This is a genomic window from Streptomyces hundungensis, assembly GCF_003627815.1.
In the GTDB taxonomy this organism is placed as follows: domain Bacteria; phylum Actinomycetota; class Actinomycetes; order Streptomycetales; family Streptomycetaceae; genus Streptomyces; species Streptomyces hundungensis_A.
Window position 1 is genome coordinate 5,116,184 of record NZ_CP032698.1, and the last position, 12,663, is coordinate 5,128,846.

General features: G+C 70.9%; 10 protein-coding genes and 1 tRNA gene. 3 read left to right on the forward strand and 8 right to left on the reverse strand.

The annotated features are described in order from the left end of the window. Positions 1 to 46 precede the first annotated feature (46 nt). Positions 47 to 2,575 carry an ABC transporter permease gene (locus DWB77_RS22725; protein ID WP_120723004.1) on the reverse strand — a complete coding sequence of 843 codons (2,529 nt, stop codon included), beginning with the start codon at positions 2,573 to 2,575 and terminating at the stop codon, positions 47 to 49. A gap of 362 nt (positions 2,576 to 2,937) precedes the next feature. Then, positions 2,938 to 3,708 (reverse strand): ABC transporter ATP-binding protein, encoded by a 771-nt coding sequence (locus tag DWB77_RS22730; protein ID WP_120723005.1) that lies wholly within the window; start codon positions 3,706 to 3,708, stop codon positions 2,938 to 2,940. A 445-nt stretch (positions 3,709 to 4,153) separates the two neighbouring features. Between DWB77_RS22730 and DWB77_RS22735 the strand changes: the two genes are divergently transcribed. Together DWB77_RS22735 and DWB77_RS22740 are read left to right on the forward strand one after the other, a co-directional pair. Then, positions 4,154 to 4,235 (forward strand) — tRNA-Leu (locus tag DWB77_RS22735). Between the two features lie 155 nt (positions 4,236 to 4,390). Continuing rightward, entirely contained in the window at positions 4,391 to 5,266 is an 876-nt protein-coding gene (locus DWB77_RS22740; protein WP_120723006.1) for a Bax inhibitor-1/YccA family protein, read from the forward strand. A gap of 76 nt (positions 5,267 to 5,342) precedes the next feature. Here the strand turns inward: DWB77_RS22740 and DWB77_RS22745 are convergent, their stop codons facing one another. The 3 genes from DWB77_RS22745 to DWB77_RS22755 form a co-directional block, all read right to left on the reverse strand. Continuing rightward, the gene (locus DWB77_RS22745) at positions 5,343 to 6,539 is read right to left on the reverse strand and encodes a glycoside hydrolase family 64 protein (protein ID WP_162952592.1); all 1,197 of its coding nucleotides are present in this window, start codon (positions 6,537 to 6,539) and stop codon (positions 5,343 to 5,345) included. A gap of 17 nt (positions 6,540 to 6,556) precedes the next feature. Continuing rightward, a complete protein-coding gene (locus DWB77_RS22750) occupies positions 6,557 to 7,951 on the reverse strand; it encodes a glycoside hydrolase family 16 protein (RefSeq protein ID WP_120723008.1) in 1,395 nt (464 codons plus the stop codon). A 268-nt stretch (positions 7,952 to 8,219) separates the two neighbouring features. Continuing rightward, positions 8,220 to 8,450, reverse strand: coding sequence for a DUF4287 domain-containing protein (locus tag DWB77_RS22755; protein ID WP_120723009.1), 231 nt, complete (start codon positions 8,448 to 8,450; stop codon positions 8,220 to 8,222). Between the two features lie 101 nt (positions 8,451 to 8,551). Between DWB77_RS22755 and DWB77_RS22760 the strand changes: the two genes are divergently transcribed. Next, the gene (locus DWB77_RS22760) at positions 8,552 to 8,878 is read left to right on the forward strand and encodes a hypothetical protein (RefSeq protein ID WP_120723010.1); all 327 of its coding nucleotides are present in this window, start codon (positions 8,552 to 8,554) and stop codon (positions 8,876 to 8,878) included. 73 nt (positions 8,879 to 8,951) lie between these two features. Here the strand turns inward: DWB77_RS22760 and DWB77_RS22765 are convergent, their stop codons facing one another. The 3 genes from DWB77_RS22765 to DWB77_RS22775 form a co-directional block, all read right to left on the reverse strand. Further along, the gene (locus tag DWB77_RS22765) at positions 8,952 to 9,752 is read right to left on the reverse strand and encodes a hypothetical protein (protein WP_174248608.1); all 801 of its coding nucleotides are present in this window, start codon (positions 9,750 to 9,752) and stop codon (positions 8,952 to 8,954) included. Between the two features lie 360 nt (positions 9,753 to 10,112). Continuing rightward, positions 10,113 to 11,333 carry an acetyl-CoA C-acetyltransferase gene (locus DWB77_RS22770; protein WP_120723011.1) on the reverse strand — a complete coding sequence of 407 codons (1,221 nt, stop codon included), beginning with the start codon at positions 11,331 to 11,333 and terminating at the stop codon, positions 10,113 to 10,115. A gap of 198 nt (positions 11,334 to 11,531) precedes the next feature. Further along, positions 11,532 to 12,545 carry an SGNH/GDSL hydrolase family protein gene (locus DWB77_RS22775; protein WP_120723012.1) on the reverse strand — a complete coding sequence of 338 codons (1,014 nt, stop codon included), beginning with the start codon at positions 12,543 to 12,545 and terminating at the stop codon, positions 11,532 to 11,534. Positions 12,546 to 12,663: the final 118 nt, after the last annotated feature.

Sequence of the window (12,663 nt, forward strand, 5' to 3'; positions counted from 1 at the left end):
CCTTCCGGGGCCCTTCAACTGCCGTACGGAGCAACGGGGTTGACGGCTACTCGGTCTTGATCGCGGTGAGCATGTTCAGCTTCGCGGCGCTGCGGGCCGGCCACATCGCGGCGAGCACGCCCACCAGACCGGCGAGCAGCAGGAAGACGGCGATCCGGTCCCACGGCATGACCAGGACGTAGCCCGGGATCGACTCCTTGATGGTCTGGCCGATGGCCCAGGCGAGGAAGGAGCCGAGGCCTATGCCGATCACCGCGCCGAACAGCGAGATGACCACGGCCTCCAGACGGATCATGGTCTTGACCCTGCGGCGGTCCAGGCCGATCGCCCGCAGCATGCCGATCTCCTGCTGGCGCTCGTACACCGACATCGCGAGGGTGTTGATCACACCGAGGACCGCGATGATCAGAGCCATCGCGAGCAGGCCGTACATGACGTTGAGCATCGTGTTGATCATGCCGCCGGCCTCGTTGCGGATGTCCTGGCGGTCCATGAACTTGATCGCCGGGTTCTGCCCCAACGCGTCGACCAGGGCCTTCTCATGGGCGCTGGAGGCGCCGCCGTCCACCTTGACGTAGACCTCGGGGATGTACGGCTTGTTCTGGTGCGCGTCGAGCACGGAGGTCGGGACGAGGACCGAGTCGATGAGCTCGCTCTTCTTGTACGTCGCGCCGATCGTCAGCTCGCCCTTCTTCTTGTCCGCGAACTCGACGGGGAGCTTGGAGCCCGCCTTCCAGCCGTGCTTGGCGGCCGTCTCGTCGTCGACGGCGAGCTGCCCCCGGCCGAGGGCGGCCAGCGAACCGGACACCGGCTCGACCTTGATGAGCTTGTCGATGTCGGGCGTGACGCCGGCCACCGACTGCTCGGAGTCACCGATCTTCAGGTACGAGGGCTGCTTGGGCGAGACCGCCGAGACGCCGGGCGCCTTGCGCAGGGAGGAGACGACCTCCGGGTCGAGCCCGGAGCCGCCGGCCGCCATCTGGACGAGGTAGTCGGCCTTGAGGTTGTCGGTGGTCATCTTGTCGATGGCGGTGCCGACCGTGATGCCGAGCACCGAGAGGCCGGTGACCAGGGTCAGACCGATGGCGAGCGCGGAGGCGGTGGCACCGGTGCGGCGCGGGTTGCGCACCGCGTTCTGGCTGGCGAGCTTGCCCGAGACGCCGAAGACCTTGCTCAGGCCGGGGCGTACGAGGGCGATGACCGGGCGGGACAGCAGCGGGATCAGGATGATGATGCCGATCAGGGCGAAGAAGGCACCGGCACCGATGATGTACTTGCCGTCCTTGCCCGTGGCGGCACCGGCCACGATGGCGGCGGCGCCGGCGAGCGTGATGACGCCGCCGATGGAGTTCCGCACGACCAGGGACTTGGTGGTGGCCACGCCGTGCACGCTGTTCATGGCGGCGACCGGCGGGATCTTCGCGGCGCGCCAGGCGGGCAGCAGGGCGGCGACCACGGTGACGAGGATGCCGACCGCGAGCGAGGCGATCACCGGGGTGGCCGTGACGATCAGCGGTCCCGCGGGCATCTTGGCGCCGAACATGTCGATCACGGACCGCAGCCCGGACGCGAGCCCGAGGCCGAGGCCGAAGCCGATGACGGAGGCGAGGGCGCCGACCACCAGCGCCTCGGCGAGCACCGAGCGGCGGACCTGGCCGCGCGAGGCGCCGACGGCGCGCATCAGGGCGAGCTCACGGGTGCGCTGGGCCACCAGCATGGTGAAGGTGTTGGAGATCAGGAAGATGCCGACGAACAGGGCGATGCCGGCGAAGCCGAGCAGCATCTGGTTGAGGCCGCTGAGGGCCTCCTTGATGCTCCTGGCCTCCTGGTCGGCGAGCACCTGGCCGGTCTTGGCGTCGGCGTCCTTCGGCAGCAGCGGCCGGACCTCGTCGAGGATCTTCTGCGCGTCCGCGCCGGGGGTGGCGGCGAGGTTCACGTTCTGGAAGTAGCCCGGCTTGAGGTAGAGGCGCTGGGCGACGGCGGTGTCGAAGAGGACGAGGCTGCCGCCCGCGTTGACCTGGCCGTCCTCGGTGGTGAAGACGCCCGCGAGCCGGTACGTCCTGACCGGGCCGTTGGTGGCGACGCGGACGCTGTCGCCCACCGCGTACTCGCCCTTGTCGGCGCTCTCCTTGTCCAGGGCGATCTGGTCGTCCCGCACCGGGCCCGAGCCCTGGACGAAGGTGTACGAGGGGTCCTTGCCGTCCTTGCCGGGGGCGAAGTTGCCGCCCTTGTTGGCCCAGCCCTGCCCGATCAGCTTGCCGTCGGTGCCGGCCACCCCGGCGAAGCCGTCCACCCGACCGGTGGCGGAGGCGACACCGTCGAGCGCCGCCATCTTCTGAAGCGTCCGCGCGCTGACGCCGGGCTCCCGCTCGGTGTCCTCGGCGCTGCCGTACGAGCTGACGGCCACGGCCACCTTGTCGTAGCTCTTGGACGACTGGTTGCGGAAGGCGCTGCCGAGGGTGTCGGTGAAGATGAGCGTGCCGGAGACGAAGGCGACGCCGAGCATGACGGCTAGCACCGTCATCAGCAGCCGGGCCTTGTGCGCGAGCACGTTGCGCAGGGCGGTCTTGAACATGGGTTGTCTCAGTCCTGGTGAGTTCTCTGAAGCCGGGCCCTCCGGGGAGGGTGCGGTGCGGGCCCCTCCGGGGAGGGGGGTGCTGGATGGGTGCGGGCCGTCCGGGCCTCTCGCGCAGTTCCTCGCGCCCCTAAACCCGCTTTCGGGTGCGGGCCGTGGTCGCTTCTCGCGCAGTTCCCCGCGCCCCTAACTGATCGGTGCTGGCCAGCACCTCAGCCTGTCATGGGGGTCCCCCCTGGCCCTTACTTAAGGCCTTGGGGGAGATTGAGGACGAGCGCCGTTCAGGCGCGAACGGGGGTGCGGGGGCAGCGCCCCCGCGGTTGCCCAAGGGGGTTCGGGGGCGGAGCCCATGACGGCTTGGGCTAGCTGGTGCGGCCCTTCGCCTCGAACGCCTTCATCCGATCCAGCACCCCATCCGCACTGGGCCGCAGCATCTCGTCCACGATCCGCCCGTCGGCGAGGAATATGACCCGGTCCGCATAGGACGCGGCGACCGGGTCGTGCGTCACCATGACGACCGTCTGCCCGAGCTCACGCACGGAGTTGCGCAGGAAGCCGAGAACCTCCGCACCGGAGCGCGAGTCCAGGTTTCCGGTCGGCTCGTCACCGAAGATGATCTCCGGCTGGGAGGCGAGCGCCCGGGCCACCGCGACGCGCTGCTGCTGGCCGCCGGAGAGCTGGGTGGGCCGGTGGGAGAGGCGGTCGGCCAGACCCACCATGGAGATGACCTGGTCGAGCCACTGCTTGTTCGGCTTGCGGCCCGCGATGTCCATCGGCAGCGTGATGTTCTCCAGGGCGGTCAGCGTGGGCAGCAGGTTGAACGCCTGGAAGATGAAGCCGATCTTGTCCCGGCGCAACTGGGTGAGCTGCTTGTCCTTGAGGGAGCCCAGCTCGGTCTCGCCGATGCGGACGGCGCCGGAGCTGAAGGAGTCGAGCCCCGCGACGCAGTGCATCAGGGTGGACTTGCCGGAGCCGGACGGGCCCATGATCGCGGTGAACTCGCCCTGCCGGAAGTCGACCGTGACCTGGTCGAGGGCGACCACCTGGGTCTCGCCCGTGCCGTAGACCTTCGACAGCTCGATGGCGCGGGCGGCCACCGCGGTCGCGCGGTGTGCGGTGGGGATGGTGGTCACGGAGGTGCTCCTGTCGAACGGCTTTCGGGGACTTCTCCATCCTTGCCGTCGGCCGGCGCCGGATCGTCAGTCCCTGTGCCCGTTCGGGGGCCGTCTTGAGTCGGACGGCACAGCCGCCCCCGTCCTCCTGAGGTATGACGGCGTCCCCGAGACGTGCGCGGGCTCCGGGCGCCCGCGAGCGCCGCTCGAGGGGGACTCCGGCGGGCCCTGTCACCGTCTGCGGGAAAGATGTGACGGGGCATCGACTTTCCGTCATTCCCAGTCCGTATTCCGGGACGGCCCGGACGCCCCGCCAACCGCCTCCGGCATGTGCCAACACCGCTCCGAGCTGTGCTGACGCCCCCTCAAGCGCCAATAAAATAAGACAACATCGGATGACTGTTCCGCTGTTCGAGGGATGCGCCCAGCTAGGCTCGTCCCGCGAAACGCGGAGCCGCGCGCCCTTGCCCGGATGGTGGAACGCAGACACGGCGAGCTTAAACCTCGCTGGCCTTCGGGCCGTGCCGGTTCGAGTCCGGCTCCGGGCACTCACGCAGGCTCCGGTCTCCCCGCGCGTCGGGGTGTCGGACCCTTGCACACCCCTCCTCCCCGCGTGAAGATCCTCCCTAGGCAGTACGTGGTTTCTTTGCATGCCCATTACCCTTGACGGCAAGGCCGCGCACGGTGGCCATGGAGGAGTGAGATGAGGAGCAGCAACCCGGTCTTCTCGCGACGGGGGTTCAGCCGCGACAACGGCTACGCCGGTTTCAACACCGCGCAGCAGCCGCAGGCCGGGGGCAACCCGTACGCGCAGGCGCCCACGAACCCGTACGCGACGAATCCGTACGCCCAGCAGGACACGCAGCAGGGCGTCCCGCAGGCGCCGGCCCGTTCCGGCGCGATGACGATCGACGACGTGGTCTCGCGCACCGCGATCACGCTCGGCACGGTCGTCGCGGGTGCGGTCGTCGCCTGGCTGGCGCTCCCGGTCGACGCGGCGAACGTCAACAAGTCCTACGGCATCGCCATCGGCGCCGCGCTGATCGCGTTCGTCCTCGCCATGGTCCAGTCCTTCAAGCGCAGGCCCACGCCGGCGCTGATCCTCGGGTACGCGGCCTTCGAGGGCGTCTTCCTCGGCGTGATCAGCTCGGTCGTCACGACGTATGTGTCGGCGGGCGCGGTGCCGCAGGCGGTGCTCGGCACGATGGCCGTCTTCGCCGGCGTGCTCATCGCCTACAAGACCCGGCTGATCCGGGTCAACCGCCGCTTCACCGGTTTCGTCATGGCCGCGGCCATCGGCTTCATGCTGCTGATGCTGGTCAACCTGCTGTTCTCGGCGATCGGCGGCGGCGACGGCCTCGGCTTCCGCAGCGGTGGCCTCGGCATCCTCTTCGGGATCATCGGCATCGTCCTCGGTGCGTGCTTCCTCGCCCTGGACTTCAAGCAGGTCGAGGACGGGATCACCTACGGCGCCCCGCGTGAGGAGTCCTGGCTCGCGGCCTTCGGCCTCACCATGACCCTGGTGTGGATCTACCTGGAGGCGCTGCGGCTGATCTCCATCCTCCAGGGCAACGACTGACCCGCGGGAGCGAACACGACGAGGGGCCCCGCCCGGCGCACTGCCGGGCGGGGCCCCTCGTCGTCGGGCCCGGTCCTCACCAGCCGATCGAGAGCGTCAGCTCCGTCGGCGGGGCGGCGTTGCCCAGGATCTGCACCGAGGACTGGTCATTGATGTCGTCGTACGGGAACCCGTACGCCCGGCCCGCCAGGCCGACCGTGTGGAAGAAGGCCGCGTAGTCGTTCTTCGGGGTCGTGCCCGGGTAGTACGCGGACGGGGTGTGCCACAGCGCGGTGTTCTGGGCCACGCCCCGGTTGAACGCGGCGCAGAACTCCGCGCCGAGCCGCTTCTCCACGTCGCTGCCCGAGGCGAGCGCCCCCGAGCAGGCCATGACCTCGCGCGAGGTCGGCCTGCGCAGGGTGTAGGGGCCGGCCCCGTTCCTGGTGAAGGTCAGGGTGTCGCCCGCGACCCGCCCGGAGAGCGTCTCGCCCGGCAGGCTCAGCGTGAACGGATGCGAGGCGTAGTAGCTCCAGGTGTCGTTCACCGTGGCCGTCAGGTAGTCCGCGGGGAAGGCGGCGGCCGAGCGCGGGGCCACGATCCGGTAGGCGGACCGCAACGGCTGGAACGCCGCCCCGACGCTCGACGCGTACGCCGACATGACCTCGGCGCGGGATCGGCTGATGCCCCGCGTCGTGTCGTAGCCGCTGGAGGTCTGGCGCAGCCGCGCGGTCATCGGGAAGCCGAACTGGTCTACCTGGGTGGTGTTGCCGCCGTACGCCGCCTGGCCGTTGACGAAGGTGTACTCGTACCAGTCGTAGTAGACGTCGTTGTTGGGGTCGGAGGGGTTGTTGGGGTCGGGGCCGCCCCAGCCCTGGTCGTCCGGCGATACGGGGATGTAGAGCGGCGAGCCGAGCGAGAGGTAGATCCGGCCGCCGCGGATCGAGGACGGGGACGGCACCCGGCCGCCCACCTGGGCCAGGGTGAAGGACATGTTCGGGTAGTTCACGCCGTGCTTGGTGAGGTGGCCGGGCGCGTTCGCGTCGAGGTGGTTGATGTGGGCCGTCGTGCCGTCGGGCTTCAGATACGACCACTGGCCGGGGGTGATCTGGCCGAGCACGGTGATGTGGATCTGTGCGTCGGCGTACGCGCCATGGGTGTTGTTCTGGAACACGATCGGGAAGCCGGCCGCGGCCGTCCCCGGGGCGTCGGACGCCGTCGCCGTGGTGGTGCCCGCGCCGAGGAGGAGCAGGGCGCTCGTGGTCGCGGCCGCGAGGAGCAGCCGTACGGTCTTCATGGCTGTGCCTCCCCTCATCAGTGGCCGAAGGTGAACCAGTTGACGTTCACGAAGTCCGCGCCCTGGCCGCTGGTGAAGGTCAGATACACGTCATGGGTGCCGGTGACGCCGCTGATGTTGGCGGGGACGGTGCGCCAGCTCTGCCAGCCGCCCGTGTTGGCGAGGGCGAAGCTGCCGACGGGCGCGCTGCTCGGGCTGTCCAGGCGTACCTCCACCAGACCGCTGACCCCGCCGGCCGCCCCGCTCGCCACCCTCGCGGAGAACTGCCGGGCCGGCGTCGAGCCGAAGGCGACGCCCTTGTAGAGCGCCCAGTCGCCGTTGGCGAGGGAGCCGATGTCCTGACCGCCGCCGCTGTCGGTGGTGGCCTCCTTGACCACGCCCGACTGCTGGTCGTACGACTCGGCCTGGAGGGTGCCGTAGGCGTCGCGGTTGCCGGTGGGCGGGGTGGTGGGCGGCGTCGTGCCGGAGCCGGCCTGGAGCACGGTGACGTAGTCGACGACCAGGGAGTGGCCCGGCTGGGTGCCCGCGTCGGGGCCGCCGCCGAACGCGTCGGGGAAGCCGCCGCCCATGGCGACGTTCAGGATGACGAAATACCCGTGGTTGGTGGCGTTGGTCCAGGTCGCCGCGGAGACCTGGTTCTGGTTCACGGTGTGGAAGTTGACGCCGTCCAAGTAGAAGCGCATCTGCTCGACCGAACCCGAGCGGTCCCACTCGACGGCGTAGGTGTGGAAGCCGCCCTGACAGGTGGATCCGTCGCAGGCCTTCTGGCCGCCGATGCCGGTGGTCTCGTTGCAGGGGCCGCCGGGGCTGGTGCCGCAGTGCATCGTGGACCAGTTGTTGTTCAGGCCCTGGACGTTCTCCATGATGTCGAGCTCGCCGATGCCGGGCCAGTTCCACCAGTTGCCGCGGAAGGGCGCGCCCAGCGCCCAGAACGCCGGCCAGTAGCCCTTGGCGGCGGCGCCCGTCACATCGGGCATCCGCAGGCGCGACTCGATGCGGAGCTTGCCGCCGGCCGGGGGCTGGAAGTCGGAGCGGCGGGTCTCGACGCGGCCCGAGGTCCAGTGGCCGGAGGCGTCGCGCTGCGGGGTGATGCGCAGGTTTCCGGCGCCGTCGAGCGCCACGTTGTTGGTGGACGAGGTCATCGTCTCGACCTCGCCGGTGCCGAAGTTGGCGGGTCCGCCGGGGTAGCTGGTGCCGGTCGTGTACTGCCAGTTGGCGGTGTCCACTCCCGACCCGGCGGGGCCGTTGAAGTCGTCGCTGAACACGGTGGACCAGCCCGCGGGCGGCGGCGGGGCGGAGGCGCTCGCGGGCAGGGCGACGACCGCGGCCGAGGCGGCGGCGAGGCCGAGGGTGGACAGGACGGCGACCAGGGCTCGTCGGGCCGGGCCGCGTCTGTGGGGTGTGGGGCGCATGTGGGGGGCCTCTCTCGGAAAGAGAGCGCTCTGAGAGCGCTCTCAGCGACGGGCTGCGCGGTCACTGTGCTCCCCGTCGCCGGGAGCGTCAAGAGGTAAAGCGGTGAAAGGCCTTGCGGGGCAAGGGAGTTCACCTACTGAAGGCGGACCGGGACGCTTTTGCGAGAGGGGCGGGGGCAGCGCTTCGCCCCGCCGACGGGTCGTCGACGGGGCGAAGGGGCGGTGCGCTTCCCTCGGGGGTGCGGGAAGCCGGAGGTTCCTCCCGGAACTAGAGCAGCCGGCGGGCGGCTCGCCTCAGGTCGTACTCATGGATGATCGCCTTGGCGTGTCCATAGGCGAGATCGTGCTCGCTCCGGAGCCAGCGCACCTTCTCCTCGAAGCGGCAGAGGGAGGGGCCTTCCTCGACGGTGCGGAGCCAGTCGGACACTTCACGACCGGTGCAATGGGGGATGCGGGAGAGCAGGTTGCGGTGGGTCTCATCGGAGAAGACTTGGGACATCGGCGCCTCCGGGGGCATTGCGCGCGAACTGGCCTTCACTGCACCGTGCCTGAGGGTGCGCGTATTGGCAACAGTGCGGGGGAGGCGCGTAGGGTCGCGGCGTGCTCGATGTGAACCCCCTGATCTTGGCCGTGGACCGCTTCGCCGACCGGTTGCGGGCCGCCCCCGAGAGCCGCCTTCGCCGTGGCGCCGCCGCCGAAGCGCTCGCGCTCGCACGGGAGTTGGCGCTCCTCGCGCAGCGCGTCGAGGACCCGGCGCGCGAGCCGCTGGCCATGCCGGACGCGGGGGTCTTCGCGGTCGCGGATCAGGTCATGGTCGCCGGACGGGATCTGGCGCAGGCCCTGCACCACGCGAAGACCCCGCCCGGCGGGGAGCCGGACGGGGCCGTGAAGCGGGTGGAAGCCGCGGAGGAACGGGCCTTCGGTTAGCGGCGGCGCCCCTGGCGGGCGTCGGGCACTGCCTCGGAGCGGGGCGATGACCCGGCCCGCGAGGCGCGAGGATTCAGAGCGAGGCGATGACCCGGTCCGCGAGGATGTAGACGCTCTCCTCGCCGCAGGAGAAGGTCAGCGCGTATGCCCCGGAGACCCCGGAGCCGCCGAGCAGCACCGGCGCCTCGCCGTCGCGCAGGGCGTCCGAGAGGCGCTCCGCGGTCTCGCGGTGGCCCGGGGTCATGCAGAGCGTGGTGCCGTCGGCGAAGACGTACACGTCGAGCGTGCCGAGCGGCCCCGGGCGCACGTCCGCGAGCGCGGTGCGGGACTCGGCGAGCTCCTCCAGGCGCGAGACGGTGGCCTCGTGGTCGGCGACGACGGGCGTCTGGACCGGCACGAAGTCGGGGTGCGAGGGGTGGCGGCGGCGGGCCGCGGCGAGCTCGGGGGAGTCCTCGGGGAACTCCTCGGCCAGCTCCAGGGCCTCGGCCTCCAGGCCCACGAAGTCCGCCTGGCGGGGCAGGAAGAACGCGGCGTCCTCACCGAGCCCCGCGAGCCCGCCCAGCATCGGGGAGGGCGCGTCGGCGGCGTCCCTGGCCTCCTGGGCGGCCCAGAAGGCGCGCGCCTCGGCCAGCTCGCGCTCCCGCTCCTCGGCGAGGGCCTCGGCGACGGCGGCGCGTATTTCGGCGGCCGGGGTCGCGGCGGAGCGGGCCTGCTGGGGCAGGGTCACGGCGGTGTCGGCGCGGTGTTCGGCACGGGCGGCTGCCAGGTCTTCGCGCAGGGCCACGACCTGCCTGCGCAGCCCGTGGGCAGCGTGCAGGGCAGCGGCGCCCACGGCCGTGGCAGCGGCCGTGGTCAGCAGTAGGGCAAGAGGCATGGCGCTCACTGACGTACTCCCGGATTCAAACGATTCCCCGACTTCCTACATCAGCTTGTCGTGAGCCCGCTCGTGCTGTCAGTGCATTACGTCACGAAATGGACAGGTCTTTCGGCCTCGCGTTTACCCCTGCACCGCATCTGACCTGCGGAAACTCTGTTTCCGCAGGAGATACGTCACATCCTGGGGGAGATTCGGTCACGGTTAGGACGCGGAAGGGTTGGCCCTGGGTACCCCGTGGGAGGCGAGTGGCCTGGTCAGGGGGCCAGGCGTGGCGTTCCGGGAGGCGACGGGGGCGGACCGGGCGTCAACGCTGCGTCGACCAGGGGTCAACGCAGCGCTCCGGCCGCCTCGTTGGCGTCAGCTGAGACGCTCGATGACCATCGCCATGCCCTGGCCACCGCCGACGCACATGGTCTCCAGACCGAACTGCTTGTCGTGGAACTGGAGGCTGTTGATCAGCGTGCCGGTGAGGCGGGCGCCGGTCATGCCGAAGGGGTGGCCGACCGCGATGGCGCCGCCGTTGACGTTCAGCTTGTCCAGCGGGATGCCGAGGTCCTGGTAGGACGGGATCACCTGGGCGGCGAACGCCTCGTTGATCTCGAAGAGGTCGATGTCGTCGACGGTCAGGCCGGCCCGCTTCAGGGCCTGGCGGGACGCCTCGACCGGGCCGAGGCCCATGATCTCGGGCGACAGGCCGGTCACGCCGGTGGAGACGATGCGGGCCAGCGGGGTCAGACCCAGCTCGCGCGCCTTGGTGTCGCTCATGATGACGAGGGCGGCGGCGCCGTCGTTCAGCGGACAGCAGTTGCCGGCGGTGACCAGTCCGTCCGGGCGGAAGACGGGCTTGAGGCCCTCGACGCCTTCCAGGGTGACGCCCGCGCGGGGGCCGTCGTCCTTGCTGACCACGGTGCCGTCCGGGGTCGTCACGGGCGTGATCTCGCGCTCCCAGAAGCCGTTCTTGATGGCTTCCTCGGCGAGGTTCTGCGACCGCACGCCGAACTCGTCCATCTCGCGCCGCGAGATCCCCTTGAGGCGGGCGAGGTTCTCGGCGGTCTGGCCCATCGCGATGTACGCGTCCGGCACCAGGCCGTCCTCGCGCGGGTCGTGCCAGTCGGAGCCCTCGGACTGCGCGACGGCGGCGGTGCGCGCCTCGGCGTCCGCGAAGAACGGGTTGTGGGTGTCGGGCAGGCCGTCGGAGGAGCCCTTGACGGAGCGGGACACCATCTCGACGCCGGCCGAGATGAACACGTCGCCCTCGCCCGCCTTGATGGCGTGCAGCGCCATGCGCGAGGTCTGGAGCGAGGACGAGCAGTACCGGGTGATGGTGCAGCCCGGCAGGTGGTCCATGCCCATCTGTACGGCCACGATGCGGCCGAGGTTGTGGCCCTGCTCGCCGCCGGGCAGGCCGCAGCCGAGCATCAGGTCGTCGATGTCGCGCGGGTCGAGGCCGGGCACCTTGGCGAGGGCGGCCTCGATGATCGTGGCGGTCAGGTCGTCCGGGCGCAGGTCCTTGAGGGAACCCTTGAAGGCGCGGCCGATGGGGGAACGGGCGGCAGAGACGATCACGGCTTCGGGCATCACGGCTCCAAGGGATGGGAAGGCAGGACTCTCTGGGAAGTTACCCGTACGTACTGGATTGGTCATCCGGGGTGGCGTGTGATGCCGGACTCTTTTCTAAGCGGTTGCTCAGGAGCGGCCCGGTCGGCGGGTCGGTCGTGCGCGACCCGCCCCTGCCGTGCCGGGCCGTCCGCGGCCCTCCCGGCCGGACCACCTCCCTCAGGGCCCCGTGCGCGAGCCGTTGGGGGTGGGCTCCACCGGGGCCGGAAGGCGCCGCCTGCGGCGGTACTTGAGCAGCGCCCAGGGCGCACGCACGCCCGTGACCTCGGTGCCCGCCTGGGCCGCCGCGGCCGAGGCCGCCTTCGCCACCGGCAGGATGTCCTCGTTGCGCGAGGCGTCGGGGTGGTCGGACTCCGGCCACAGGCCGAGCGCCGCACAGAGCGTGGGCAGCACCGCCATCGCCGCCGTCGCATACCCCTCGGCCGAGGGGTGGTAGTTGTCCGGCCCGAACAGCTCCCGGGGGTTCGCCGCGAACTCGGGTCCGAGCAGATGGCCGAGCGAGACCGTACGGCCGCCCTGCTCGACCACCACGATCGTCTGCGCGGCCGCGAGCTGGCGCGAGACCCGGCGGGCCAGCCAGCGCAGCGGCTGGTAGACGGGTTCGATGGTGCCGAGGTCCGGACAGGTGCCGACGACCACCTCGGCCCCCGCGGTGCGCAGTCTGCGGACCGCGGTGGAGAGGTAGCGCACCGAGGTGGTGGGTGCCATCCGGGTGGTGACGTCGTTCGCGCCGATCATGATCACGCAGACGTCGGGGAGGCGGTCGGGGTCCGCGAGCAGCAGGGACACCTGGCGTTCGAGGTCGTCCGAGCGGGCGCCGGGCAGCGCCACGTTCCGCAGCGTCACCATGCGCTCGGCGACCGCCGCGAGACCGGAGGCCAGCAGCGCCGCCGGGGTCTGACCGGCTCTGCGTACCCCCTGGCCGGCCGCCGTCGAGTCGCCCAGCATGCCGAGCCTGAGGGGCGGCGTGCCGTCCGCGAAGGCCGTCCCGTACAGCCCGTCCGCGTTCGGCGCCTGCGGGGACCCGCTCCCCACCGAGCGCTTCGCGAGCGCCACCTCGGCCAGGACGACGCCGACCGCGGCCCCCGCGATCAGCCCGATGCCACCGCCGCCGAACGCCGCGCCCGTCGCGATCCGCCGTGCCGCCCTCGCCCTCGAACCGGTCCCCGCCACCCGCCACCTCCATGGAACGTGCAGTCGTACAAGAGCTAACTGCCCGGTAGCGGGTGTCGCTCAATCCCGTGCAAAGGTGAACACCCCGTCGGGGTCCGCATACGCTGGCGGTACCTAA